Origin of the sequence: Limosilactobacillus urinaemulieris (assembly GCF_932750685.1) — a bacterium.
Taxonomy (GTDB): domain Bacteria; phylum Bacillota; class Bacilli; order Lactobacillales; family Lactobacillaceae; genus Limosilactobacillus; species Limosilactobacillus urinaemulieris.
This window is the reverse complement of sequence record NZ_CAKOBX010000003.1, coordinates 199156-223706: the sequence shown is the minus strand read 5'-3', so window position 1 is coordinate 223706 and position 24551 is coordinate 199156. Positions and strand designations below refer to the sequence as shown.

The following is a 24551-nucleotide window of genomic DNA, read 5'->3' as shown; positions in this document are numbered from 1 at the left end:
TACTTTAACAAAAAAAGCAGTGAAATTTGAGATTCGTCAATCTCAAACTCCACTGCTTAGCTTAGTCTGTTTAGACTCTGTGATAGTAGAACACTAGATCTAGTACATTAAAAATAATAAAAGATAATTTGCTACTGAATAAATCGCTTAATGAGAAAACTCATTGGCGATTTATTTTTCTTTAAAAAATTAACTACCGTTTGCGGTATGATTATTGCTATAAGAGAAGTTTAGAGAGAAAGAAGTTGGTTAAATCGTGGTAAAGCAGAAAAAAGAATCAATCTTTACTAAGGATGTTGTCCTAGTAATGGCAGCATCGTTTTTCTTCATTTTTAGTAATATGTACTGCAACCCGTTAATTAATGGTTATGCACAAGAATTAGGAGCTTCAAGTGCCTTTGCTGGAATTATTGTGGGGATGATGAGTATTGTCGCAATGTTCCTCAGACCGATCGCGGGGAACTTAACCGACCACTTTTCGAAGTACTCACTATCATTCATTGGCGGCGCGTTGTGTTTCCTTGGGGTAATGGGCTATGTAATTACTCCTAATAGTGGCTTACTATTGTTCTTTCGATTGATTAATGGTTTGGGGTATGTTCTTTGTACCGTATGTATGACTACCTGGCTTTCATACCTGGTTCCTTTTAACCATGTTGGGGAAGCAATGAGTTTTTATGGTCTGATGAACGCTTTGGCAATGGCATTTGCTCCAGCAGTGTCAATTAACCTTTACCGGGTAATTGGTTATCGAGACGCCATCATTATTTCGGCCTTATCAGCACTAATGGTGGTAATTACTGTTCAGTTCGTTGGTAACCGAGCTAAACCAGAACCACAAGCACAAACGGCCAAAAAGTTTCATTTGAAGATTATTCAGCGAGATTCGCTACCAGTTGCCGCCTTAACGGCATTATTTGCGATTCCGTATTTTGCAACGCAAGCGGATATTGTTGCCTATACTGAACAGCGTCATTTACAGATTGCTGTTGGTTCGTACTTCTTAATCTATGCTGTTGTCTTATTGGCAATTCGGCTATTCTTAAGGAACCAATTTGATACTGTTCGTTTTGGTCCCTGGTTAGTTACCAGTACTGTTGCCACGGTCTTTTACCTCATTATGCTAACGGTGATGAAGACTAATATTGAAATGGCGTTAGCGGCTGCAGGAATGGCTTTTGGTTATGGCCTGATCTATTCGGTTTGTCAATCAACCGCGATGATGCTCGCACCAGATGACGAACGAGGATTAGCTAGTTCGACCTTCTTTTTAGGACTAGATATTGGGATGACGCTTGGTCCAGTTCTTGGTGGGATTATTGATAGTACGATGCCGGTAAAATGGTTCTATCCAGTAATGCTTGTCACTGTTCCTCTGATTCTTTTGATTTACTTCTTCAATCGGCGAAAGTTGAATAGTGCGGTCGGCAATCATTAATTTCTACAATTGAATTATTTAATGTTGAAAGGCTAGTAATGACTGGTGAGAAAAAACTAATTTTCTCACCAGTTTATTTTTTGTCATATATAGTTGACAAAATGAAATGACCTTAGTAAGATAATACCAACAAATGTCATTTATATATGACAGATAGAGGAGTGAGTAATTATTGAATCGTGTCCGTCAGTTTAGGAAGAAGCAACAATTATCACAATTTGAATTGGCAAAAGAGATCGGAGTTGCGCGCCAAACAATTAGTCTGATTGAAAGTGATAAATATAATCCGTCACTAGACTTATGTCGCCGGTTAGCAATTGCACTAAAAACAGATCTAAACTCACTTTTTTGGGAGGAATCAAAATGACAAAAGAAAAACTACGTAATAGTCTTCTTAAATTTTCATACGGAATCAGTGGCCCAATTGATGAATACCAAGAGAAACAACTAGATCACCTTGGTAATTCAGCTTATTTAATCTTAACTTTAGTTACACCAATTTTACTATGTATCGCGGTTCTCTTGGCATTAGTTACTACTTACCGGATAGCCTTTTGGTTCGCGATTATTAGTTTATTCGCCTTATTTATTATTGTTACTTGGTACTTTTACATTATTGCTATTCGGCAAAAAGTATTAGTAAATGAGGTTGATTCGGGCGAACTGAAAGAAAAACGAAAAATAGTCATTAGACGTGGTATTATTACAGGAATTGTTTTTTCCTTGATTGAATGTATTGGTTTAATAATTATTTACCAGAATTATTCAGTCAAATGGAGCTACGCACTGATCGTTAATGTGATTATTGTATCCATACTTGTTGGTTTGTTTGCTGGAGTACTGGCAGGGGTAATTGCCTGGAAGAACTTAAAAAAATTCAACGGATAATAAATAACGGTCAGTGTTTCATATGAAACATTGGCCGTTTTAAACAATCTACAACAGGAGTAAACTAATATTAAAGGAGTGACTGAAAATGGAACGAGCAAAGGTAATTATTCATATGTACATGTCCATTGATGGAAAGATCGATGGTGATTGGGATGGCCTTCCTGGCGATAAGATTTCCGGTGACTACTATGATGATCAATTATTTAAGTTAGGGAGTGCGAACGCCAATGGAAGCAATACGATCGTAATGTATGCTGCTAAGGGGAAGCCGGACCTAAGTAAATATGATGGTCAACGGATAGAATACCGTGATTGGGTACCAAGCGAAATTAAATCAGCAACCTGGGATGTTAGCTATGATCGCCGTGGCCGTGCCGGGTGGGAGAAAAACTACTTTCCGTATGCCGGGAGAAAGAACCGGGCAATTGAGGTTATTACCAAGCAAGCATCAAGAAACTACCTTGCCTTTCTTCAATCAATGGAGATCCCGTACTTAGTTTGTGGTGAACGAGAGATCAACTTTGCTGAATCACTGGTTAAGCTGAAAAAATATTTTGATATTAAAACAATGGTTCTGGGCGGAGGTGCGCTAATTAATGGTGCCTTCCTTAAAGCTGAATTAGTAGACCAGATTTCATTAGTAATTGCTCCGTATATTTCAGGTGATTCAAAGAAGAAGGGAACCTTTGACACGTTAGGGAAATTTGTTAATCAACGCTTCCATGTTACCCAAACGAAAAAGCTAGGTGATGGTGGCGTTCACCTAATTTACGATCGAGATTAGGTGAACTATCGTAAAACAGCGGAAGCTCCAGTTGTTAGAACTTCCGCTGTTTTTATTGATTACTTTTTAACAATTTCTTGCTTCCAGTGATGAAGGTGTTGCTTGGTAATTACACACAGGCCATCTTCGCCAAGCTCCTTCATTTTGTCTGTACACATAATTTTAACGTCTTGTTTATTACTAACTTGTTGCTCACCCCAGTAATTTAAATATCGAAGAGCAGCATAAAGGTTTTCCCCTTCATCAGTTAGTCGATATTCAACGTGGGGCGGGATGGTATTATAGCTTTTTCGGGCGACTATACCGGCATCGCCAAGTTCACGAAGCTGGTCACTCAATACTTTATGTGATGTTCCCAATTGCTTAACTAATTCGCCAGTGCGTCGGGGATGACCAGCAAGTAGGTAGAGGATAACCGGCTTCCATTTGCCACCAATTAGGGAAAGAGCATAATCAGCACCCGTATTAAACATTTTTACCTGTTTAGCCATAAAAAAATCCTCCCTCCAGTAATTTCATTATATTATGAAACCGCTAAAGAGAGAATTAATTATATTACTTGATTAATTTAAATTTCTCACCATCATTGAGAAAATCCTTATTGCCAGCGGATGCTTCGATTGAGCCGAATGGCATTTCAGCACGAAGCTGCCAACTATCAGGAAGGTCGAATACTTGGTGAATTGCATCATCAATCAGTGGGTTGTAGTGTTGAAGACTAGCCCCGATCTGTTGTTCAGCAAGAGCAGTCCAAACGGCTTGCTGAGCGCCACCGATTCCTTGTTCTGCCCAGTCGGCAAAGTTGTCTGCATAAGCTGGGAATTGTTTCTCCAATTCATGAACAGTATCAGTTTCGGTTAAGAATAAAATGGTCCCGAAGCCAGCCCGAAAACTAGCAATCTTTTGTTGGGTTTTGGCGAATGCCTGTGGATCCTTGACAACTTCCTTTAATGCTGCTTCGACAATGTCCCAAACTTTATCTGAAGACTTGCCAAATAGGACGACAGCCCGAACAGTTTGGCTGTTAAAGGCGGTTGGCGAATTTTTGATTGCCGTTATAATTAGATCATAAATTTCCTCTGGGGAGTTAGTTAGCTGATCGCCGAGAGCGTAGATTGAACGCCGTTGGGCAGTTAATTGGTTAAATGCTGATTCCATAAGTAATTCCTCCGTTCATTGTTTGATTACTTACTAATAATAAGTATAATTGATTGATGACACAAGAGGGGAATTTTATTTCACCTAGTAATTATTAAAGGAGGGATAAAGTGATGACTAAACAAGTTGAAGATTGTCCGATCGAAACCACCTTAAAACAAATTTCAGGAAAATGGAAAAGTGTAATTATTTTTCGTCTCTTAGAACATCCTCGATGCCGATTTAATGAATTGCAAAAGCTAATCCCTGAGTGCTCACGGCGAATGCTAGCGTTACAGTTAAAGGAACTAGAGCATGATGGCCTAATTAGTAAAACAGTTTATCCGGTAGTTCCGCCTAAAACTGAGTATTCTTTGACTGAACGTGGTAAAAAGCTTAAGCCAGTAATTGAAGGGCTACAAGAGTGGGGAAGTAGCGATTAGTCTGGATTAGTAAAAAAATTTAAATACCGCCTTTGATTGAGCGCCAAGTAAATGTTACTTGAGGGTAACTACCTTACACAAAAGTGCTTACTTTTAATAAGTTTCAATTTCCTTATACTTAAAAATGAACAAAGGATAGAATACGAGGAGGAAGATAAAATGACAAAGCAAGTACTAATTTTAGGCGCAACTGGTCAAATCGCTCAACACGCAATTAACGCGTTATTAAAGAATAGTGATGTAGAACTATTGCTTTTTGCTCGTCACCCGCAACATTTAAAAAACATAGATGAAAGTCGGGAAAAGGTTATTAAGGGCGATACCTTGAAGACGGACGAGTTAGACGCCGCTGTGTCACAAGCAGATGTTGTTTACGCTAATTTGCGGAACCCCGAGATTAAACAGCAAGCTGAAAATATTGTTAAGGCAATGGATAAATATGGAGTAAAGCAGTTAATTTGGATTTCATCAATTGGGATCTATGATGAAGTTCCCGGTAAATTTGGTGAATGGAATAATGCTGAACTTGGTGGCGGTCAAAAGGATAGTTATCTTGGAACTTACCGGAGCGCGGCTGATGTTATTTCCGCCTCTGATCTTGATTACACAATTATTCGTCCAGCATGGTTAACAAATAAGGATGAGGTTGATTACGAGACAACAGAACGAGGAGAAGCGTTTAAAGGGACTGAGGTTTCACGAAAATCAATTGGTAATTTTGTAGCAAAAATTATTTCTGATCCCGCTCCATATGCTCGTAAGGATTTCGGTGTTAATAAACCTAATACTGACGGTGATAAGCCGAATTGGCTTTAATGAAAAGAACTAACGATAATTAGTTAAATAAAATAAGGCATCAATAATCTGTAAAAAAGATTGCTGATGCCTTATTTTGAAATTAGGTAATATTATCGATATTGATAGTCTTTTTGGGCCATCTGGAATAAAACGCGGTCATATTTTTGAGTACCATCAGGGAAATTAACAGTGAATTTCTCAAGGTTACCACCCTTTTCAATCTTTCCGGATGACTTCTTTGTTACTAGTCCATTATCGATTGTAACCTTATTGTTCTTAATTTTGTAATATTTCTTGCTAGTAGCTTTGTTAAGGATTGTCCGGTCAGCGAGATAGCGATTAATTGTTCGTGGGGCAGCCTTTTCTTCTTTCGTGGAATCCTTGTTAATTACTGGTTTACCAGATTGATCAGTATCAGTAACGTTAACGTAAGCGGATTTGCCATTAGTAGTAAAGAAGACGTATTGATGCGCAGTTGTGTAACCATTTGAATTGATAAAAGTAACAAGGTAGACACGGTTATTTAATGACTTTTGCGACATTGCTTGAACGGGTTTATCTGTAATAGTTATAGTAATAAGGAATGTCATCATGCTAACTAAAATTGGCAATAAGAACTTCTTCATGGGCGACCTCCTTTCAAACCATTATCTTCATTATAACAGCTTAAATTTTTTTAAAGGTGTTTGGTGATGTAGTTGTTCAGAAGCGAAACATTAGTGCTTAAGGCCTAATAGTGTTATAGTCAAATTAGAAAATGAAATAATTAGATTTGTTGACTAAGGAGGCAGTAGCTGATGGCAGAAAAGACTTTTACTCGCGAAGAATTAGCAAAGTTTAATGGACAAAATGGTCAACCAGCATATGTTGCCATTTCTGGAACAGTTTATGATGTCTCGAATAAGGCTGCTTGGAAAGGTGGTAAACACCACGGTAATGAGGCCGGTCAGGATCTAACAGATGTTTTGTATAATGAGTCGCCTCATGGAGATAAGGTATTAAAAGATTTGCCTGTTGTTGGTAAGTTAGTATAGAAAATAAAAATCCCTGACAAACGCTAGAAGTAACGATTGTCAGGGATTTAATTTTTTAAAATAATTCTGGAGTTGATGTTATAGGCTGACGGCTTCGAACTTTCTAGTCCCATACCTGTTCTGCAACTTCTTTAACAAGCTTAATCTTTGCCCATTCTTGATCTTCGGTTAAGATGTTTCCTTCTTCGGTTGATGCAAAACCACATTGGGTACTTAGGCAGAGGTGATCGAGGGGATGGAATTCAGCAGCTTCCTTGATTCGGTCAATAATTGTTTGAGGATCCTCGAGATCGCCACTCTTAGAGGTTACCAAACCGAGAACGACATACTTATCATTAGGAACCTTTGCTAATGGTTCGAAGTTCCCAGCACGGTCAGAGTCATATTCGAGGTAGAAGGCTTGAACGTTTTCCTTTACAAAAAGGTGATCGGCTACTGGTCCATAACCGCCCTTAGCAGCCCAAGTTGAGTGGTAATTTCCACGACAAATATGAGTAGTGACGGTTAGATCATCTGGAAGGTCTGCAATCGCATCATTATTTAACTTAAGGTAGGTATTTTCGAGTGCTTCCCGGTCAAAACCAGCTTTAGCCATTGTTGCCCAGAATTTATCATCGACAACCATTCCCCAAGTACAATCATCAATCTTAACATCGCGGCAACCTGCATCATAGAGTGCCAGGATTAAATCGTGGTAGGCTTTTGCAATATCATGGAAGAGTTCATCATCGGTAGGGTAGTACTTCCGTAAAGCAGCAATGTTTTCATCACCACGAACTAATTCGGCATAGAATTGAGCCGGCGCTGGAATGCTTTGTCGAGGAGTGACGTCTTTACCATCTGTAAGACTCTTCAGAAATTTGAATGCTTCAACATCAGGATGACCTGGTTTGAAGGAAATCTTCCCAGCAACTTGTGCAGAGTCATTACGGGTTTCCTCATCGTGGAAGAGGTAGCCATGTTCCTGAGTTGTATGCTTAATTCCCGCGAATCCCCAGAAAGTATCAAGGTGCCAATAGCTTCGCCGGAATTCACCATCTGTAACAGCGTTTAAGCCAGCTGCTTCTTCCTTGTTGACTAGTTCGGTAATACATTGATTTTCGACTTCTGTGAGTTGTTCTTGATTAATCTTTCCTTGGGCAAAATCATTACGAGCTTCCTTTAGCTTTTGCGGACGAAGAAAACTACCAACAATATCATAACGGAATGGTGAAGTAGTGCGAGTTGTAAATTGAGTCATATTGAATACATCCTTTCTTTTTCAGATAAGTTCAGGAAATAAGAGCAAATAAAAAGTCCCTAGGAAAAGCAGTTTAACTTTTCCTAGGGACGTCAATTTCAATCATTTAGAAATAACGTGTTACCACCCTATTTTGATCAGGTCTCACAACCTAATCCTTAGTAGGTACACCCGAAGGTAAACCTAGACGTTTTATCGGTCGTCAATCGTGAACAACTAACTAGATTAGCTCATCGTTCGTAAATGCTCCAAGACCATCTTCGTCAAAGTCCTCCAGATCGCTTCTCATCTAACGCAACTCTCTGTGCTGGATTTCTAAGACTACTCATCTTTTCAATGCAATTTGTAAATTTGATTGTCATTATATTAGAATATTCTCATTTTGATGTCAATGATTAATCTTCATTATTTTAAAAATTAAGTTTAATTAGTTCGTTGATAGGATAAACACATCGAATAAGTGTATAAAAATAGGGATTTAAAAAGGACGTTGACAATTAATAAATAACGAGTTAGATTAAAACACAATTAAATAATAATTATAAAACACGTTGACAAGAAGAGTAGTTAGGATCGAGTTTGCAGAGAGTCCTTGGTTGATGAAAAAGGATAACTAGATGCTAATGAAAATCACTTTGAGTGCCAGGATGAAGTTAGTAATCTGCGGTGGGAGTAGCCCATTATCGCTACCGTGTTTAGTTATTATGACTGAACATTTGAGGTTAATGGTGTGAGCTATTAACGAATAAAAGGTGGTAACACGCAGGAGCGTCCTTAAGATTGATTAATCAATCTTTGGGCGCTTTTTTATTTATGAATTACCGATCAGCATGAACGCTTTATCACTGAGACTTATTGGTGAGCTAGAGAAAGGGAGTTGGATATTATGAAGTTTACAGTAGTTGGTGCTGGAGCAATGGGTCTCCGCTTTGGTGTATTGCTGCAAGAACAAGGAAATGAAGTTGACTTTGTGGAAGGTTGGCAACCACATTATGACAAGATGAAGGAACAGGGTGGGGTATATGTTACCCGTGAACACCAAAATAAGCACCTCGTCCCGGTAAACGTCTATACTCCAGAAGAATATCAAGCAACCGATGCTGACTTTGTGTTCTTTGAACTGAAGCAGATGCAATTAGACGATATGTTGGAACGGTGTAAACATTTCTTCAAAGATCAGTATTGTTTAACCGCGATGAACGGGATGGGGCACGTCGAGAAATTACTTAAATATTTCCCTAAAGAAAAGCTAACTGCTGGAACTGCACTTGTGGCAACCATCTTGACTGGTCCGGGCGAAGTCGAGTTTGTTGGTAAGCCAGGGATGGGGACTACCAATTGGGCAAACTATACCGAGAAGCCGAATGCCAAAACAGATGAGCTAATGGCAGAATTAGAAAAGGCAAACTTCAACCCAACATTAAAGGATAACTTCATGGGAACTTTAATGGCCAAGGTAGTCTTTAATTCAGTTGTTAATACTTTATGTACGATGTTTGAAATCACGATGGGAGAATATGCTTCCTTTGAGAAGGCGGATGAATTATCTCGGCAACTAATTGATGAAGCCTATGACGTTTGTGAGCGGGCAGGGGTCCAGTTAGTTAATAGTCGGGCAGAAGAACTGGAGAGTGTTAACTATGTTTCGAAGGTTGGTAACCCTCACCATTACCCATCAATGTATCAAGATATGAGTCATAATCGACCAGTTGAGGTTGACTATATCAACGGCTACTTTGTTAAACTTGGGCGGAAGTACCATTATGAAGCAAAAACCCATAACTTTGTAACTAACCTGGTTCACCTTGCGGAAGCAACGCGGGAACATCGAAAGTAATAAAAGATGGAGCTGGGAATTAACTTTCTCGGAGGGACGGTTGACTAACCTAGAACGATGAATGATGATGAAATCATCAGAGTCGTTCGTAGCCGAATAGGCTTGCTTCGCTGCGTTAGGCTCGAGTTCCTCAGTTAATTCCCGCGATTAGACTCTCTAAGTTCGGAGATTAATAAGTATATATAGAGGGCGGGAAAAACTTAACGTTTTTTCTCGCCCTCATTTTTTGTGATCATCCTATAAGTTTGGATCCATTTTGAAAGTTAGCTTTGATAATTCGGTTCCCTGAGTCATTAAATTGAATAACAATTCTTTTGCTTTAGCGTTACAGTGGCTCGCAATCTCATGGTTTTGACCAGTAAGGTAAGTTGTGAGTTATTTACCGTCAAGCTTTTTGGCATGTTCATCAACCTCGTGAATCTTTCGCCGGCACCATTCGCCAAGTTCTTTTTGGAAGTCGAGATCGGCTTGATTAAATTCGCTGTAATGGGCTTCAACGACCATTGCAAGAGCTTCATTAAGCCAAAAAGCACTCTTTAAATCCATCTTTTTTGGAAGTTCACGGTATGAAACATCAGTATCGTCCGCGTTAGCAAAGAATGGAACATAGGCATTAAAGCTGGGAACTCCCATTTCGATCCACTGAACAGCGGCATGCTTTGAATCGACATTATTTCTCATTTGAAGAATATGCGACTGGGCAGTTCGCGAAAGGGAGATTGCCCGATAGACTTTTCGATCGTGCTCATTACCATCACCGAGTGGATCGTACTTTGTTTCATTGTAGTGAGACTTCAGAATATATTGGATATCCTCAACCGTAATTTTTCGTTCTGGTTTCCGGATAAAGGGAATTTCTGAAGACTCAGGTGTTTGGCTAGCGGCAGCAACAGGATTGAAGTAGCGTTGGGCAAACCAAACTCGGGGAGTGTTGTAATGATGATCAAATTGGGTGTTGGTTCCAAAAATATGACGGAAATTCCATTGGTCATTGTCCGGATTTAAACCGTGAAGATTAACGAATTCTTCGATTCCGTCGGACCACAGATAGTTATCTGAATCTTCAAAGTTAATCTTTTCAATGGCAATTTGGTTAGCAGCGACAGCATAACAATCATCAGGAATCCGAACTGCTACCCAATGGTGTCCGGTAGCAATTTCCATGTACCAGACTTCGTTTTGGTCGTTAAATTGAACACCGTTACCTTCAGCGGACCCATACTTTGCCACTAACTTACCCAGGTATTCTACTCCTTCACGAGCACTATGGATATATGGCAGGACAAGGTTAGTCATTGAGTCTTCAGCTAAACCATTCTTAACGTATGGATCATAGGCAAGAACGCGATCATTAGCGTAAACACTTTCGGTAGCACTTTCGCCAACGTTTTCTTCGTTAAAACCGTCTTCTTCGTTTGGACCCATGCTTTGGTCGCCACTTGGCGTTGCAGTGTAGCGCATTCCAGTTGCTGGTAATTTGACGGTTAACTTATTATATGGTGAAACATATGTCTCGTTTCGACCGGAAACTGCTGGTTGAACAATAAACCGTTTTGGTTCGATTGCAACTACCCGGTCTTCATTGCGGGCAATAAAAGTCGAACCATCCATTGAGGCTTTTTTGCCAACCATAATGGACGTACATGCAGAATTTTTAAAACGAGTCATTAAATCAGATCCCCTTTGTGTAATAATCCCAAAGTTCTATCTTCTTTTATTTTACACTTTCAGGGCTGAAATCTAAAAAAACTTATTTTACTAGCTTATAACCAAAGCCACGCACCGTTAATAGGTGATCTGGTTTATGGGGATCATCTTCAAGTTTATCCCGAAGGTGGCTGATATGAATATCGACAATTCGGGAAGTATCAAGAATGTCATATCCCCACACGCCATTTACGAGTTGTTCACGACTGAGTACTTGATCGTGGTGTTCAATTAAGTAGGCGAGCAATTGAAATTCTTTAGGAGTAAGCTCAACTGGCAAATCATTTTTAGTGACAGTGTAATTTTTTTGATCGATTTGCCATGAACCAATTGAAACTACTTGTGGTGAAATTATTTTTTTAGTAGGCGCAGACTCCTTAAGTTTTAACTGCTGATATAGCCACAGTCGTTGCTCGAGCAATGGTTGAATAATGCGTTCATTAAACGGAAATGAAATTAGATCATCCACTCGTGCTTTATAAAGCTTTCGCTGGATTCGCTCTGTTAATTTAGCTGCAAAAACAATGATTGGACCATGGATCTGCTCGCGGATCAGGGTCATTGTTGCGATCGTGGTATCTAGAGTTGTGTCAGTAAGATCCCAGAAGATCCCCGTAACTGGTTGCTTTTCGAGTTCAACCACTAATCCGGTTGGGGTTGTAATTTGGCTAAGAGTCCACCGCGCTTTTTTGCAAAGGGTGGTTAGTTGCTGAGTTAATTCAGTATTCTGACTCATTAATAAAAACTTGTTAGTCATATTCTTCTCCAAAATTTACACAACTTTTACAATGCGAAGATTAAATATTTACATCGACTTGATATTCTCTATTTGTATCATATGAAGTTAACGAAAACAACTAGGGAGATAAGATGAAGAGAATAATTACAGGAGTTATTGTTGCAGCAATAATCGTCGGATTAGGGGCCGGTTGGGTTGCAGCAAAGAAACAACCGCCTCAAGAAAAAATTACAATTGTTGGCTCTACTGCCCTCCAACCACTAACTGAAGCAGTTGTTGAGAACTATCGGAAGGTAAAACCACAAACGAGTATTACTGTCCAAGGTGGCGGATCTGGAACTGGATTAAGTCAGGTTCAAGCAGGAGCGGTTAATGTTGGCTCATCAGATATTTTCGCGGATCAACAGGATGGAATTAATGAAAAGAAACTTACGGATCATATCGTTGCGGTTTCTGGAATTGTTCCAGTTGTAAACCATGAACTAGGAATTAATAATCTTTCTCTTGAACAATTACGGCAAATTTATACGGGGAAGATCACGAACTGGCGCCAAGTTGGTGGTCCCAATTTACCAATAACGGTGATTAATCGAGCTGCCGGAAGCGGAACCCGGGTAGCATTTGAACAGGTAGTTCTCAAGAATGGTGAACGGTCAATTAATGCTCAAGAACAGGATTCGAATGGCACTGTAAAGGAAATTGTCAAGAATACTCCGGGATCAATTAGTTATATTTCGTTTGCCTACCTTAACGACCAGGTTCAGCCAGTAAAGATTGATGGAGTTACACCAACGGCAAAGAATGTTACGACAAATAAGTGGCCATTATGGTCATATGAACACATGTATACCCAGAAAAAGCCAACTCGGGCAACTAAGGAATTTATTAATTACATGCAAACGAAAAAGGTTCAACAAACATTAGTCGAAGATGCAAACTACATTAATATTCATGATATGAAGGTCCAACGAACAGCGGACGGGAAGACAAGTATAAAGGAGTAAGTAATGGATGATTTGAAAAAGCAGTTAAGTCAACCGTCAATTGAAAGTAAGCAGGAATGGGTCGGTAAATTGATCAGCTACCTAGCAATTATATTAATTGGCGGATTGGTGGTGACAATTCTAATGTTCCTTACCATTAAAGGAGTTGCCCTCTTTAAGAATGATGGGGTATCAGTTTGGCACTTCTTAACCAGTACTGACTGGCAGCCAAGTCATCATTACTATGGCGCATTGCCAATGATTATCACCTCGTTTAGTGTAACTGCCTTATCGGGAATTATTGCCCTACCATTAGCGTTAGTGGTGGCAATTGCAATTACGGAAATGCTTCCGCGAAAAGCCTATCAGTATCTTCAACCATTAATTGAATTGCTTGTGGGGATTCCTTCAGTTGTATACGGGTACCTCGGATTAACCGTAATAGTTCCTTATCTTCGTCAAGTATTTGGGGGAACTGGATTTGGAATTCTAGCAGCGACAAGTGTTCTTTTCCTAATGATTCTCCCAACAATGACATCAATGACCATTGATAGTTTACAAGCAGTTCCACAAAAGTATCGACAAGCATCGTCCGGCCTAGGAGCGACACGGTGGCAGACTATTTCCCGGGTAATAATTCCCAGTGCGAAGAGTGGAATTTTAACGGCGATGGTATTTGGAATGGCACGGGCATTTGGGGAGGCATTAGCAGTTCAAATGGTAATTGGAAATACGACCATTGTACCAACGAGCCTGATGGAATCCTCAGCCACACTTACAAGTGTTTTAACAACGGGGATTGGGAATACAGTAATGGGAACAGCATCGAATAATGCTTTGTGGTCGCTAGCATTAATCCTTCTTGTGATGTCCCTGGCATTCAACTTATTAATGCGATTGGTAAGTAAGAAAGGAGCAAGATGATGAATCCAGAGCGAGTTGACAAAGTAGCAACTGGGATAATACTAGGACTGGCAGGATTGGTTGGCTTGGTAATCCTTAGTTTGTTAATTTACATTTTAGCAATGGGAATTCCTAATATTTCCTGGCACTTCTTAACGGCTAATGCTGAATCATTTGCAGCGGGTGGCGGGATTCGTGATCAGCTTTTTAACTCCCTTTACTTAGTGCTTTTGACCCTAATCGTCTCAGTTCCGCTAGCTCTTTGTGCGGCAATTTATTTGAGTGAATATGCTCCAGAAAATCGGTGGACACAAATGCTTCGGCTGGCGATTGAGGTTTTAAGTTCTTTGCCTTCTGTAGTAGTTGGCTTATTTGGCTACTTAGTCTTCGTTTTGCAGTTTGGCTTTGACTTTTCATTGTTAGCAGGGGCATTAGCATTAACGATTTTAAACTTACCAATCTTAACCCGTAGTTGTGAGGATGCGCTACAACAGGTCCCGTATTTGCAACGCCAAGCAGGATTAGGGTTAGGGATGTCAAAATGGCGCGTCACGACTAAAATTGTTCTTCCGGCAGCACTGCCAGGAATTATTACTGGCGCAATATTAAGCGCCGGACGGATCTTCGGTGAAGCAGCCGCATTAATATATACGGCGGGGCAAAGTTCTCCAGCAATTAACTATGCTGATTGGAATCCTTTTAGTCCAACAAGTTTCCTGAACCCAATGCGACCAGCAGAAACATTGGCGGTTCACATCTGGAAAGTGAATAGCGAGGGGCTAGTTCCTGATGCCCGAGCGGTTTCAAATGGTTCAGCTGCCGTATTAATTATTACGATTCTGCTGTTTAATCTTGCAGCCCGCTATGTTGGTCACCGAATTAAGCAACGTTTAACTAAGTAAGGAGAAACAAATGCAAACAAGTACGGCTTTAGAAACGAAAAATCTTCAGGTTCTTTATGGTGAAAAGCATGTTGCTCACGATATTAATCTAAAATTTCCCCAAAATAAAATTACGGCATTGATTGGCGCTTCTGGCTCAGGAAAATCTACGGTATTGCGGAGCTTGAATAGGATGAACGATGACTTTGCAACGGTAAAGGGAGAAATTAATTTTCACGGGGTAAATATCAACCAACCAAAAGTTAACGTTTATCGAGTTCGTCAGCGAATCGGAATGGTTTTCCAGCAACCAACGCCATTTCCGCTGTCAATTTATGAAAATGTGATCTATGGTCTTAGGTTAACGGGCGAAAGGGATCGACGGGTACTTGACCAACGAGTTGAAGAAAGTCTTCGTCAGGCAGCATTGTGGGATGAAGTAAAGGACCAGTTAAAATCCAGTGCACTCGCGCTTTCGGGGGGACAACAACAGCGACTTTGTATTGCCCGGACGCTAGCAGTTCGACCAGAAATTATTCTAATGGACGAACCAACCAGTGCCCTTGATCCAGTTTCAACTTCGCAAATTGAAGATACTCTAGTACAATTGAAAGAGCAACTAACGATCATTATGGTAACCCACAATATGCAGCAGGCATCACGTTCAGCAGACTGGACTGCATTTATGCATCAGGGACACCTCATTGAGTTTGATAAGACGGCAAATATTTTTATGAATCCACGAGAACAAAAAACTGCTGATTATTTAAGCGGTAAGTTTGGTTAGGAGGTTGTAGATAGATGGGTGCAATTTTTAATGATGAATTAAAACGGCTTCGTGGTCACTTTATGGAGATGGGGATCGACGCTAGTGAACAGATATACCAGGCGACAAAGGCGTTCACAGAAAGTGATACAGCGCTGGCAGAACAGGTTCTGAAAGCTGATCCCAAGATTAATGATGAGGAAATTAATCTTGAAAAAGAGGCACTTAAGCTAATGGCATTGCAGCAACCTGTAGCAAGCGATTTTCGCAAGATTATCAGTATTTTGAAAGCAAGTAGTGATATTGAACGATTAGGCGATTATGCATCCCATATTGCCCGGGCAGCTATTCATTTAAGTGATCGAGAGCATAATGAAGAAATTGAAGAACAGATTGAAAAGATGATGATGATTGTTCGGGAGATGTTAGAACGGGTTCTGGATGCATATGTTTATACTGATGAACAAAAGGCCTATGAAGTTGCTAACGAGGATTTAAAAGTTGATTTAATCTATGTTCAGCAACAACGAGCAATTATGAATGCATTAGTAAAAGCAGGGCAGAACGTAAAAACATATGGTGATTACCTTTCCGTAATTCGTTACCTCGAGCGTGCTGGCGATCATATTGTGAACCTTGCAGAATGGATTATCTATAGTGGTTCAGGTAAGTTGGTAGAGTTGAATCCTGGAAAAGCCGATCCAACAATGGTTAAACGGAAACTACAAAAATAAGCAAACGACAGCGTTAACTGATAATTCACATTAAAAAAGCTTCAAATATTCAGGGGAGCCCGAATACTTGAAGCTTTTTAATATAGTAAAGATGGATCTTATTCCTTTGTAAAATTAAATTCATCCGCATGACGGAGTGAATAGCAGAAGTAAATAATTAAGCCAAGAGCAATCCAAACAAGATATGTTAGCCAGGCGGTTAACGAGATGCTAACAAGAAGAACGATACAAATGATAATTGAAAGTACCGGAATTGTTTTACCAAATGGCACCTTGAAAGGTCGTTTGAGTTCTGGGTACCGTAGACGCAGAATAATAACAATAAGTGAGATTAACGCGAACACCATTAAAGAACCGATGTTAGCAATTAATGCCAAGTAGTGAAGATCAAATTCACCAGCTAAGATTGCTGAAAAAATTCCCACTAACCAAATTGCCCGATTAGGACTTTGAGTTTTAGTGTTTACTTTAGCAAGACCCTTGGGAAGAAAGGCACTCCGACTCATTGATTTAAGAATGTTAGAGCCGGCGTAGATAAAGGCGAACACAACCGCCATGATCCCTAAAACAGCTCCAAGTGAGACGATTTCCGCAACAAAACTATGTCCCTTAACAATCAGAACGTAGGACATGGCTTCAGAGACGTTTAACTTGGTATAGGAAACAACTCCTGTCATGACAAGACTTACTAATACATAGAGGGTGGTGGAGATAACCAGGCACAAGATTATTGCCCGGGGAATATTTTTATCAACGTCTTTAGCGTCTTCTGCGGAAGTTGCTAGGGCGTCAAAGCCAAGAAACGAGAAGAAAACAGCAGAAGCACCGGTGAAGATCCCCTTATAACCATACGGGAGAAAGGGGTGCCAATTACTTGGGTTAACGTGTGGAACACTAACGATAATAAATAAAAGAATAATAAAAATTTTTACCCCAACAAGGAAGTTATTAATTAACTTACTTTCGCTTGTTCCCCGAGTTAGGATAATTGTCATTAGAAAGATCATCAGGACAGCTGGAAGGTTAACGTAACCTCCAGCAGCTGGAGTAACGAGGAAACGATGGGGAAGGTTAATGCCAAGAACCTCTAGAAATGATTGGACATAACCGGTCCATCCATTTGCTACCGTCGCTGTGGTAGTAACGTAAACCCCAATTAATGTCCAGCCAGCCAAAAATGCGACGAACTTACCAATGGATACCCAAGCATAGAAGAAGGCACTCCCTGAATTAGGTAAACTAGTAGTTAGTTCAGAATAACAGAGGCCAATTAATCCACTAGCTAACGCGGCAATTAAGAAAGAAAAGACGATCGCTGGACCTGAATCTTCCGCGGCGACAATTCCAGTTAATACTAGAATTCCCGTACCAATAATTGCGCCGATACCTAAAATGGAAAGGTCAAAGAGACCGAGAGTTTTCTCATGCTCTTTACCCTTTGGTAACTGATTTTGCATAATGATGATTCCTTTCAAAAAAAATACAGAAAACTGAACCTTAATTTTACATTAAAAATCGCTGTGAATCAAATTGCAAATCCTGTAACCGCTTGCTTTAGTTCTCCTTTCATCAAATTTACTTTTATCATTTTAGCTCTTTAGGGTTACGAATCTGTTAATTTTTATTTTAAAATGGAAATAAGACTTAAAAGGAAGTAGATGGGATAATGGCATTACATAAATTGGTAGTAATCTCTCTTGATTCGATGGGCTTTCGTGATTTCGATGAGTTTCGCGAGTTTGTTCCCCATCTTGATCAATTAATTAAGCGGGGGACGTGGGTCAAACGCGTTAAGGGGATCTTTCCAACCTTAACTTATCCATCGCATACTTCAATCATTACTGGTCAATATCCGGCAATTCATGGCATTGTAAATAACACAAAAATTCAGCCACAACGCGAATCACCGGATTGGTATTGGTACCGTAAAGATGTTAAAGCAATGCCGCTTTATGATGTTGCGCGTGAAGCCGGCTTAACAACAGCGGCGTTTTTGTGGCCGGTTACTGCGGGAAGTAAAATAAATTATAACTTAGCAGAAATTTTCCCTAATAGGATTTGGACGAACCAAGTATTAGTGTCGCTTAAAGCAAGCTCACCGCTGTTTCTTTACCAAATGAACCATCGTTACGGAAAACTTCGCCGAGGAATCAAGCAGCCGTGGCTCGATGATTTTGTGACGGCATGTGCTGTAGATACGATCAAAAATAAGCGGCCGGACTTTACACTAATCCATTTAGTTGACATGGATAGCATGCGTCACCGGAATGGAGTCCGATCTCCGCAAGCTAAGGCTGCTTTGCAAAGGCTAGATCGTCGAGTGGCAAAGATTATTCAGGCAAGTCGTGATGCGGGGACGTATAGTGATACGGATTTCGTGATTTTGGGTGACCACTATCAAATCAATGTTGATAAAATGATTCACCTTAACATGGTCTTTGCCAAACAGGGCTTGCTTACTCCAATTAAGGGCAGGTCAACATACAAAAATAATTGGCGAGTGACTGCTAAAACATGCGACGGGGAAACATATATTTATACCAAGGGATATGTTGATTTGAACAAGCTGAAGCGATTGATTGCTGGTGTCGAAGGTGTTGAACGAATTTATAGTGGTGCCGAAGCGGTAAAACTCGGTGCTGATCCAAAGTGTAGTTTTTTGGTTGAGGCTAAGCCAGGGTATTACTTTACCGATGAAGTTAATCAACCAGCAGTCGTCGAAAAGGTTGATCCAAAATCACTTGGTACACATGATCGCTACCGTGCTGTTCACGGTTATGGTCCTAACCAGCCCAATTATTTTACAACGGCAATTTTTGCTGGGCCAAGTATTAATCAAGGAAAGGAAGTCGAAACAGCTCACTTGGTTGATGAGGGACCAACATTTGCTAAGATATTAGGACTCCATTATCCTGCACCAACTGCTGGTCAGGTAATCCCTGGAGTAATTAAAAGTGAGGTTAAGTAAGTGAAGTTTAATAAGCAACAGTGGCAATGGATTTTTTATGATTGGGCCAATTCTGGTTACGGAATCTTAGTAGTAACTGCTGTCTTACCGGTTTACTTTAAAGCGATCGCAAGTGAAAACGGGATTAGTGCAACAAATTCAACCGCACTTTGGGGTTATGCAAATAGCTTTGGTACTTTAATTGTGTCATTAATGGCGCCATTGCTTGGTGCATTGGCGGATTACCCTAACTCAAAACGTTGGTGGCTGAATATCTTTACGTGGATTGGAATCGCGATGACCTTTGCGTTAGCTGTTGTTCCGATAAATCAATGGGCTGCGTTATTAATCATCTATGTTCTTTCGGCAATCGGTTATTCTGGCGGAAATCTTTTCTATGATAGTTTTCTTACAGATGTCGCTGATAATCAGCAGATGGATGCTGTTTCAACAACTGGTTACGGAATGGGTTACCTTGGCGGCGTTCTTGCTTTCATTATTTTTCTTGGTGCACAACTAACTGGTGGGTTTAATGGCCTTTTAAGTAGCTATGGAATCGCCAAGTTTAGCTTTATCCTTGCTGCGGTCTGGTGGGTTATTTTTGCCTGGCCGTTGTTAAGGCATGGTCATCAGTATCATAATGTTCAAGCGGTAACCGATCCAGTGGTGGATAGTTTCAAACGATTGGGAAGAACGCTTTATCACGTTAAACAACACAGAAAAATTTTCTGGTTTCTGGTTGCGTACTTCTTTTATATTGATGGCGTTGATACTATTTTTACAATGGCAACCGCAATTGGGAAGGACCTCGGGATTGAAACAACAATGCTAATGCTTGTTTTGCTTATGGTTCAATTAATTGCGTTCCCGTGTTCAATTCTTTATGGCTGGTTAGCCCAGAAGACATCTAACCGGTTAGCAATTTTAGTCGGAATTATCATATATCTTTTTATTTGTTTAGATGCGTTACGCTTAAAATCATTAACTGATTTCTGGGTTCTTGCTATTTTAGTTGGGACAAGTCAGGGTGGGTTGCAAGCACTTAGCAGGTCTTATTTTGGCCAGCTAATTCCTAAAAATTCGAGTAGTGAGTTCTTTGGCTTTTATAATATCCTTGGTAAATTTTCTGCTATTTTAGGCCCGGTAATTGTGGGCTTTGTAACCCAACTGACTAATAAGTCAACGGTTGGCGCGGCTTCTCTTAGTATTCTGTTCTTAATTGGACTAATCATTTTTCTAATGTTACCGCGTTTGACTCAGGAAACGAGTGATTAAATGACAAAGATTGATGAGCAGTTTATGCGATCTGTACTAAACATTGTTGATATTATTCCGCTAGGTCGGGTGGCGACTTATGGGCAAATTGCTAAGATAATTGGTCGTCCCCGAAATGCTAGATTAGTGGGGAAGGCTCTTGGCAAATCTGGCGGGTATGGTAAACATCCATGTCACAGAGTAGTAACCGCTACTGGTCGACTTGTTCCAGGATGGTTTGACCAACGACCAATGCTGATGGCTGAGAAGGTACCATTTAAGGATGAGAACCATGTTGATATCAAACGATGTCAATGGCGCGGAATCTAATAGTTAACAGTAATTTTGACCTAAGTATGCTAAAATTAAACCATCTCTGTAAGCGAATACAAGAAGGGCGGAAACTCGAATGCATGGATTTATTGGCGAATTCTTTGGGACAATGATCTTAATTGTTCTTGGCTGTGGTGCATGTGCCAGCGTAAATTTAAAACAAAGTTACGGTCGGGGAAGTAACTGGTGGTATATTAGTATTTCTTGGGGGTTAGCAGTAACAATGGGAGTTTATGTTGCTGGATTCCTTGGTTCTCAAGGACATCTTAATCCTGCAGTAACAATTCCGTATGCAATTTTTGGCTTGTTTCCTTGGCATTCGGTTGTTCCCTATTTAGCAGGTCAATTTCTGGGAGCATTTGTTGGTGCGATCATTGTAATTATTCAGTTTTACCCGCAGTTTAAAGTCACCAAAACACCTAAGGAAGGAAATACTGTTGGAATTTTTGCTACGCGTCCGGCAATCAAGAACGCTCCGTTTAATTTCCTTTCAGAATTTATTGCAACCTTTACCTTTATTTTTGTTTTGCTGAATTTAGGTAACTTTACCTCAGGACTAAAACCGCTTATGGTTGGACTTGTGATTGCTGTTATTGGAACTTGCCTTGGTTCAACGACTGGTTTTGCCTTGAATCCTGCCCGAGACTGGTCGCCACGGTTAGCTTATACTGTTCTTCCTGTCCCCAATAAGGGAAAAAGCGAGTGGTCGTATGCTTGGGTACCAATGCTAGGTCCATTGGCTGGGAGCCTTTTTGCGTGCTGGATGGAGCAGTTAGCAGTAATCTAAAAAATGTCTTTATAGAATATAAATAGAGGTCGAAGATCCAATCCAGGATTTTCGACCTCTATTACTAGGATAGTTAGTTTTTAATTTTCACGGGAGTAGGATGCAATATCATCGAGAATTTCGTTCATAAATGCATCTTGACTCATTTCGTTTTGTTCCTTTTCGCCATACTTCCGTACAGAAACACCGTTATTAGCCTTCTCATCGTCACCAACAACAAGAGTGTAAGGAACCTTTTGAGTTTGAGATTCACGAATCTTGTAACCCATCTTTTCGTTCCGGTGATCAACAACAACCCGGATATTAGCAGCTTTCATCTTCTTAGCAAGTTCATCAGCATATTCGCCATGAGCATCTTCATTAACTGGAATAATGTGAACTTGTTCAGGAGCTAGCCAAGTTGGGAAAGCACCTTTGTAAATTTCAGTTAAGTAAGCGATGAACCGTTCCATGGTACCAACAACACCACGGTGGATCATAACTGGTTGATGTTCCTTACCATCTTGGCCGACGTAAGTAAGACCGAACCGTTCTGGAAGCATAAAGTCAAGTTGGATTGTTGACATGGTTTCATCATTTCCAAGGGCAGTCTTAGTTTGAATATCAAGTTTTGGACCGTAGAAGGCAGCTTCACCTTCAGCTTCGTAGTAATCAAGGTTAAGGTCATCCATGGCTTTCTTTAACATTGATTGAGACTTTTCCCACATCTCATCGTTAGCGTAGTACTTCTTAACATTCTTTGGATCGCGAAGAGAAAGACGGAAACTGTAATCAGTAATATCAAAGTCCTTGTAAACATCCATGATTAAGCGAAGAATCTTAGCAAATTCAGAACGGATTTGGTCAAGGGTAACGAAAGTATGACCATCATTTAGGGTCATTTCACGAACCCGTTGAAGACCAGAAAGGGCACCAGACTTTTCGTAACGGTGCATCATTCCAAGTTCAGCAATCCGTAATGGGAGATCACGGTATGAACGAATGTGGTGCTTGTAAACTTGAATATGGCTTGGGCAGTTCATTGGCCGCAATTCAAGCATTTCACCGTCACCCATGTCCATTGGTGGGAACATATCGTCACGGTAGTGTTCCCAGTGACCAGAAGTCTTGTAAGCATCGAGGTTCATTAATACTGGAGTGTAAACGTGCTTGTAACCGTCCGCTACTTCACGATCAATGATGTAACGTTCGATTGTCCGCCGAATAGTGGCACCCTTTGGCATCCAGTATGGTAACCCGGCACCAACCTTTGGATCAACGAAGAAGAGGTCGAGTTGGTTACCGATAACCCGGTGATCACGTTCCTTGGCTTCTTGGCGCTTCTTAAGGTCTTCTTCTAAGGCATCCTTCTTGTAGAAGACAGTACCATAAATCCGTTGAAGCATTGGGTTTGATGACATTCCCTTCCAGTAAGCACCGGCAACGGAAAGAAGACGAAGATTCTTGACAACATCACCATAAAGGAGAATATCGTCGTCGGCAACGGCTTTGACGTCACCTAATTGATACATTGCAACCTTACCATCCTTAGCACTTTCCTTGATTAGCTCACTTGAGAAGCGGTCTGCTTCAACTTCTGCTAAAGCATCATCAACGGAAACTTCGACAAATTCAACTTTTGCGTCATTCTTTGCCATTCCCTTGATAACATCTTCAAGTGCTGGTAATTCGTCAGCAGAAACTTGTTGGTTATCCTTGTCTGAATCAACATGGAAGCCATCTTCGTCAGCGACTGCTTCTCCTAAACGAATTCCCTTAAATTCTTGCTTTAAGGCAGCCTTCAACATTAATGCGGAAAGCTTCCGTAATGCTTGTAAACCTTCTTTTGAATCGCGATCAATTTTTTTAACTGATCCATCTGGTGACATAACAGCAACTTGAGCCATAAACAATCTCTCCCTTTTTTGTAGTTAAACAAAAAACGTCCCTAACACTACTACTTTAGTAGTGTTAGGGACGTCAATTATTTTTATAATTAGCGTGGTTCCACCCATCTTCAGGACATATTAATACTGTCCTCTCTAAGGTGTATTAACGGACACGACCCGACTCGCCTTATTTCGGCAAGCAATAAGTAAAGGTGGTACAACAATAATTAGATCCTCAACGGTGCTTCCAGCCTAGACACCGACTCCCTAGTAGAGGGTAACTAATGTGCATATCCTTTAATTGCCTATGATTATATCACTGGGAGAACGGATCGCAACCCCCTTTTTAAATTTTTTTAATGGCTAGCAGAATTTGTTGCTGGTGTAGAACCAGTACTACCTCCATTATTTCCGCTATTAGTTTGGCTATTACCGGAATTGCTAGGTTGGTGAGCATTCCCGTTATTATTGTTTTGATTTACCTGTGGGGTGCTAGGTTGAGAAGAAGGAGTGTTTCCACCATTATTATTTGTGGGATGTTGGTCTTGATTTGAGTAATGCTGTGTTCCCCGTGAACCGCCACCGTTACTAGTGGAGTAAGAGAATGAATAAGTATCCTGATTATCATCGCTGGTACTAGAAGACTGGTGTTTTTTATGATGCTTCTTCTTGTGTGACGACGATTTACTGCTAGTTGAGACTGTTGTGTCGTTGTTATCAGTATTAACAGGGTTTTGTTGCTTGATCAAAAAGACAATAATCATGATCACTAAAATTGCTAACAGAATTGCCAGCAGGATTTTGAAAAGCTTATTTTTCCCCTTAAAGTGGGGCATTTTTGGCTTTTTACCGCCTTTATGAAGGTGGGAACGACGACTATTATTTGAATCATATAGCTGAACGCGAGTAGGACGTTCATTATTATTTTGATTATTCAATGAATTCACCTCAAAGTTAAGGATGAGACTTATATTATCAAAGATATATTATAACATTTTACCGGATTATCGACTGGCTTAGTGCTACTTAGAAGCAAAAAATTAGGGA

The 24551-nt window shown here is 40.3% G+C and carries 25 protein-coding genes, 1 pseudogene and 1 other annotated feature; of the genes and pseudogenes, 17 read left to right on the top strand and 9 right to left on the bottom strand.

Going from position 1 to position 24551, the window contains the following annotated elements; genetic code table 11:
* The first annotated feature begins 307 nt into the window (after window positions 1–307).
* The 4 genes from MR181_RS03675 (at window position 308) to MR181_RS03660 (ending at window position 3113) form a co-directional block, all read left to right on the top strand.
* The gene (locus MR181_RS03675; RefSeq protein WP_242334979.1) at window positions 308–1438 is read left to right on the top strand and encodes an MFS transporter; all 1131 of its coding nucleotides are present in this window, start codon (window positions 308–310) and stop codon (window positions 1436–1438) included.
* A 172-nt stretch (window positions 1439–1610) separates the two neighbouring features.
* The gene (locus tag MR181_RS03670) at window positions 1611–1805 is read left to right on the top strand and encodes a helix-turn-helix transcriptional regulator (RefSeq protein WP_242334961.1); all 195 of its coding nucleotides are present in this window, start codon (window positions 1611–1613) and stop codon (window positions 1803–1805) included.
* A complete protein-coding gene (locus tag MR181_RS03665; protein ID WP_242334958.1) occupies window positions 1802–2326 on the top strand; it encodes a DUF3278 domain-containing protein in 525 nt (174 codons plus the stop codon). Before MR181_RS03670 ends, MR181_RS03665 begins: the two co-directional genes overlap by 4 nt.
* An 88-nt stretch (window positions 2327–2414) precedes the next feature.
* Window positions 2415–3113, top strand: coding sequence for a dihydrofolate reductase family protein (locus MR181_RS03660; RefSeq protein WP_242334955.1), 699 nt, complete (start codon window positions 2415–2417; stop codon window positions 3111–3113).
* A gap of 59 nt (window positions 3114–3172) precedes the next feature.
* Here MR181_RS03660 and MR181_RS03655 read toward each other — a convergent pair whose 3' ends face one another.
* Both MR181_RS03655 and MR181_RS03650 read right to left on the bottom strand, forming a co-directional pair.
* Window positions 3173–3604 carry a winged helix-turn-helix transcriptional regulator gene (locus tag MR181_RS03655; RefSeq protein ID WP_102167976.1) on the bottom strand — a complete coding sequence of 144 codons (432 nt, stop codon included), beginning with the start codon at window positions 3602–3604 and terminating at the stop codon, window positions 3173–3175.
* A 64-nt stretch (window positions 3605–3668) separates the two neighbouring features.
* The gene (locus tag MR181_RS03650; RefSeq protein WP_242334953.1) at window positions 3669–4271 is read right to left on the bottom strand and encodes a nitroreductase family protein; all 603 of its coding nucleotides are present in this window, start codon (window positions 4269–4271) and stop codon (window positions 3669–3671) included.
* A gap of 113 nt (window positions 4272–4384) precedes the next feature.
* Between MR181_RS03650 and MR181_RS03645 the strand changes: the two genes are divergently transcribed.
* Window positions 4385–4693, top strand: coding sequence for a winged helix-turn-helix transcriptional regulator (locus MR181_RS03645; RefSeq protein ID WP_242334950.1), 309 nt, complete (start codon window positions 4385–4387; stop codon window positions 4691–4693).
* A 159-nt stretch (window positions 4694–4852) separates the two neighbouring features.
* The gene (locus tag MR181_RS03640; protein ID WP_242334947.1) at window positions 4853–5509 is read left to right on the top strand and encodes an SDR family oxidoreductase; all 657 of its coding nucleotides are present in this window, start codon (window positions 4853–4855) and stop codon (window positions 5507–5509) included.
* Between the two features lie 92 nt (window positions 5510–5601).
* On the opposite strand, the gene MR181_RS03635 is transcribed toward MR181_RS03640, so the two are convergent.
* On the bottom strand, window positions 5602–6117 hold the full coding sequence (locus MR181_RS03635) for a hypothetical protein (protein WP_191910908.1): 516 nt from the start codon (window positions 6115–6117) through the stop codon (window positions 5602–5604).
* 171 nt (window positions 6118–6288) lie between these two features.
* Here MR181_RS03635 and MR181_RS03630 point away from each other — a divergent pair, with 171 nt between their 5' ends.
* Window positions 6289–6525 carry a cytochrome b5 domain-containing protein gene (locus MR181_RS03630; protein ID WP_003716370.1) on the top strand — a complete coding sequence of 79 codons (237 nt, stop codon included), beginning with the start codon at window positions 6289–6291 and terminating at the stop codon, window positions 6523–6525.
* 103 nt (window positions 6526–6628) lie between these two features.
* On the opposite strand, the gene MR181_RS03625 is transcribed toward MR181_RS03630, so the two are convergent.
* Window positions 6629–7765, bottom strand: coding sequence for a 5-methyltetrahydropteroyltriglutamate--homocysteine S-methyltransferase (locus MR181_RS03625; RefSeq protein WP_242334944.1), 1137 nt, complete (start codon window positions 7763–7765; stop codon window positions 6629–6631).
* Window positions 7766–8307: 542 nt separating this feature from the next.
* Window positions 8308–8544: a binding site (T-box leader), on the top strand.
* Window positions 8545–8651: 107 nt separating this feature from the next.
* On the opposite strand from MR181_RS03625, the gene MR181_RS03620 reads away from it, so the two are divergent.
* Window positions 8652–9602 carry a ketopantoate reductase family protein gene (locus MR181_RS03620; protein ID WP_098044465.1) on the top strand — a complete coding sequence of 317 codons (951 nt, stop codon included), beginning with the start codon at window positions 8652–8654 and terminating at the stop codon, window positions 9600–9602.
* A gap of 237 nt (window positions 9603–9839) precedes the next feature.
* Here the strand turns inward: MR181_RS03620 and MR181_RS03615 are convergent.
* A pseudogene (locus MR181_RS03615) lies at window positions 9840–11270 on the bottom strand (C69 family dipeptidase).
* 82 nt (window positions 11271–11352) lie between these two features.
* Entirely contained in the window at window positions 11353–12066 is a 714-nt protein-coding gene (locus MR181_RS03610) for a winged helix-turn-helix transcriptional regulator (RefSeq protein WP_242334942.1), read from the bottom strand.
* Between the two features lie 113 nt (window positions 12067–12179).
* Here MR181_RS03610 and MR181_RS03605 point away from each other — a divergent pair, with 113 nt between their 5' ends.
* Genes MR181_RS03605 through phoU form a run of 5 tightly spaced genes read left to right on the top strand, consistent with a single transcriptional unit; the run spans window position 12180 to window position 16315 of the window.
* On the top strand, window positions 12180–13052 hold the full coding sequence (locus MR181_RS03605; RefSeq protein ID WP_242334939.1) for a phosphate ABC transporter substrate-binding protein PstS family protein: 873 nt from the start codon (window positions 12180–12182) through the stop codon (window positions 13050–13052).
* A gap of 3 nt (window positions 13053–13055) precedes the next feature.
* A complete protein-coding gene (pstC, locus tag MR181_RS03600) occupies window positions 13056–13955 on the top strand; it encodes a phosphate ABC transporter permease subunit PstC (RefSeq protein WP_242334936.1) in 900 nt (299 codons plus the stop codon).
* Window positions 13955–14836 carry a phosphate ABC transporter permease PstA gene (pstA, locus tag MR181_RS03595; protein ID WP_102167956.1) on the top strand — a complete coding sequence of 294 codons (882 nt, stop codon included), beginning with the start codon at window positions 13955–13957 and terminating at the stop codon, window positions 14834–14836. Before pstC ends, pstA begins: the two co-directional genes overlap by 1 nt.
* A gap of 10 nt (window positions 14837–14846) precedes the next feature.
* Window positions 14847–15602, top strand: coding sequence for a phosphate ABC transporter ATP-binding protein PstB (gene pstB / locus MR181_RS03590; RefSeq protein ID WP_191910902.1), 756 nt, complete (start codon window positions 14847–14849; stop codon window positions 15600–15602).
* 14 nt (window positions 15603–15616) lie between these two features.
* Entirely contained in the window at window positions 15617–16315 is a 699-nt protein-coding gene (gene phoU / locus MR181_RS03585; protein WP_242334933.1) for a phosphate signaling complex protein PhoU, read from the top strand.
* A 98-nt stretch (window positions 16316–16413) separates the two neighbouring features.
* Here the strand turns inward: phoU and MR181_RS03580 are convergent, their stop codons facing one another.
* Window positions 16414–17772, bottom strand: a complete 1359-nt coding sequence (locus MR181_RS03580) for an APC family permease (protein WP_191910900.1) — start codon at window positions 17770–17772, stop codon at window positions 16414–16416.
* A gap of 209 nt (window positions 17773–17981) precedes the next feature.
* On the opposite strand from MR181_RS03580, the gene MR181_RS03575 reads away from it, so the two are divergent.
* From MR181_RS03575 to MR181_RS03560, 4 genes are all read left to right on the top strand, one after another.
* Window positions 17982–19283, top strand: a complete 1302-nt coding sequence (locus tag MR181_RS03575; protein WP_242334930.1) for an alkaline phosphatase family protein — start codon at window positions 17982–17984, stop codon at window positions 19281–19283.
* Entirely contained in the window at window positions 19284–20537 is a 1254-nt protein-coding gene (locus tag MR181_RS03570; RefSeq protein ID WP_242334927.1) for an MFS transporter, read from the top strand.
* Complete coding sequence (locus tag MR181_RS03565) at window positions 20538–20846, top strand: MGMT family protein (protein ID WP_242334925.1); 309 nt, start codon at window positions 20538–20540, stop codon at window positions 20844–20846.
* A gap of 79 nt (window positions 20847–20925) precedes the next feature.
* Window positions 20926–21636 (top strand): MIP/aquaporin family protein, encoded by a 711-nt coding sequence (locus MR181_RS03560; protein ID WP_242334922.1) that lies wholly within the window; start codon window positions 20926–20928, stop codon window positions 21634–21636.
* Between the two features lie 80 nt (window positions 21637–21716).
* Here the strand turns inward: MR181_RS03560 and thrS are convergent, their stop codons facing one another.
* Together thrS and MR181_RS03550 are read right to left on the bottom strand one after the other, a co-directional pair.
* Window positions 21717–23522 carry a threonine--tRNA ligase gene (gene thrS, locus MR181_RS03555; RefSeq protein WP_191910896.1) on the bottom strand — a complete coding sequence of 602 codons (1806 nt, stop codon included), beginning with the start codon at window positions 23520–23522 and terminating at the stop codon, window positions 21717–21719.
* A 338-nt stretch (window positions 23523–23860) separates the two neighbouring features.
* Window positions 23861–24442, bottom strand: a complete 582-nt coding sequence (locus MR181_RS03550) for a hypothetical protein (RefSeq protein ID WP_369807497.1) — start codon at window positions 24440–24442, stop codon at window positions 23861–23863.
* Window positions 24443–24551 lie beyond the last annotated feature (109 nt).

Bases quoted from the DNA above. Each gene is read 5' to 3' on its own strand.
- MR181_RS03675 (WP_242334979.1), top strand. From the start codon at position 308: ATGGCAGCATCGTTTTTCTTCATTTTTAGTAATATGTACTGCAACCCG.
- MR181_RS03665 (WP_242334958.1), top strand. From the start codon at position 1,802: ATGACAAAAGAAAAACTACGTAATAGTCTTCTTAAATTTTCATACGGA.
- MR181_RS03660 (WP_242334955.1), top strand. From the start codon at position 2,415: ATGGAACGAGCAAAGGTAATTATTCATATGTACATGTCCATTGATGGA.
- MR181_RS03655 (WP_102167976.1), bottom strand. From the start codon at position 3,604: ATGGCTAAACAGGTAAAAATGTTTAATACGGGTGCTGATTATGCTCTT.
- MR181_RS03650 (WP_242334953.1), bottom strand. From the start codon at position 4,271: ATGGAATCAGCATTTAACCAATTAACTGCCCAACGGCGTTCAATCTAC.
- MR181_RS03645 (WP_242334950.1), top strand. From the start codon at position 4,385: ATGACTAAACAAGTTGAAGATTGTCCGATCGAAACCACCTTAAAACAA.
- MR181_RS03640 (WP_242334947.1), top strand. From the start codon at position 4,853: ATGACAAAGCAAGTACTAATTTTAGGCGCAACTGGTCAAATCGCTCAA.
- MR181_RS03635 (WP_191910908.1), bottom strand. From the start codon at position 6,117: ATGAAGAAGTTCTTATTGCCAATTTTAGTTAGCATGATGACATTCCTT.
- MR181_RS03630 (WP_003716370.1), top strand. From the start codon at position 6,289: ATGGCAGAAAAGACTTTTACTCGCGAAGAATTAGCAAAGTTTAATGGA.
- MR181_RS03625 (WP_242334944.1), bottom strand. From the start codon at position 7,765: ATGACTCAATTTACAACTCGCACTACTTCACCATTCCGTTATGATATT.
- MR181_RS03620 (WP_098044465.1), top strand. From the start codon at position 8,652: ATGAAGTTTACAGTAGTTGGTGCTGGAGCAATGGGTCTCCGCTTTGGT.
- MR181_RS03610 (WP_242334942.1), bottom strand. From the start codon at position 12,066: ATGACTAACAAGTTTTTATTAATGAGTCAGAATACTGAATTAACTCAG.
- MR181_RS03605 (WP_242334939.1), top strand. From the start codon at position 12,180: ATGAAGAGAATAATTACAGGAGTTATTGTTGCAGCAATAATCGTCGGA.
- pstC (WP_242334936.1), top strand. From the start codon at position 13,056: ATGGATGATTTGAAAAAGCAGTTAAGTCAACCGTCAATTGAAAGTAAG.
- pstA (WP_102167956.1), top strand. From the start codon at position 13,955: ATGAATCCAGAGCGAGTTGACAAAGTAGCAACTGGGATAATACTAGGA.
- pstB (WP_191910902.1), top strand. From the start codon at position 14,847: ATGCAAACAAGTACGGCTTTAGAAACGAAAAATCTTCAGGTTCTTTAT.
- phoU (WP_242334933.1), top strand. From the start codon at position 15,617: ATGGGTGCAATTTTTAATGATGAATTAAAACGGCTTCGTGGTCACTTT.
- MR181_RS03580 (WP_191910900.1), bottom strand. From the start codon at position 17,772: ATGCAAAATCAGTTACCAAAGGGTAAAGAGCATGAGAAAACTCTCGGT.
- MR181_RS03575 (WP_242334930.1), top strand. From the start codon at position 17,982: ATGGCATTACATAAATTGGTAGTAATCTCTCTTGATTCGATGGGCTTT.
- MR181_RS03565 (WP_242334925.1), top strand. From the start codon at position 20,538: ATGACAAAGATTGATGAGCAGTTTATGCGATCTGTACTAAACATTGTT.
- MR181_RS03560 (WP_242334922.1), top strand. From the start codon at position 20,926: ATGCATGGATTTATTGGCGAATTCTTTGGGACAATGATCTTAATTGTT.
- thrS (WP_191910896.1), bottom strand. From the start codon at position 23,522: ATGGCTCAAGTTGCTGTTATGTCACCAGATGGATCAGTTAAAAAAATT.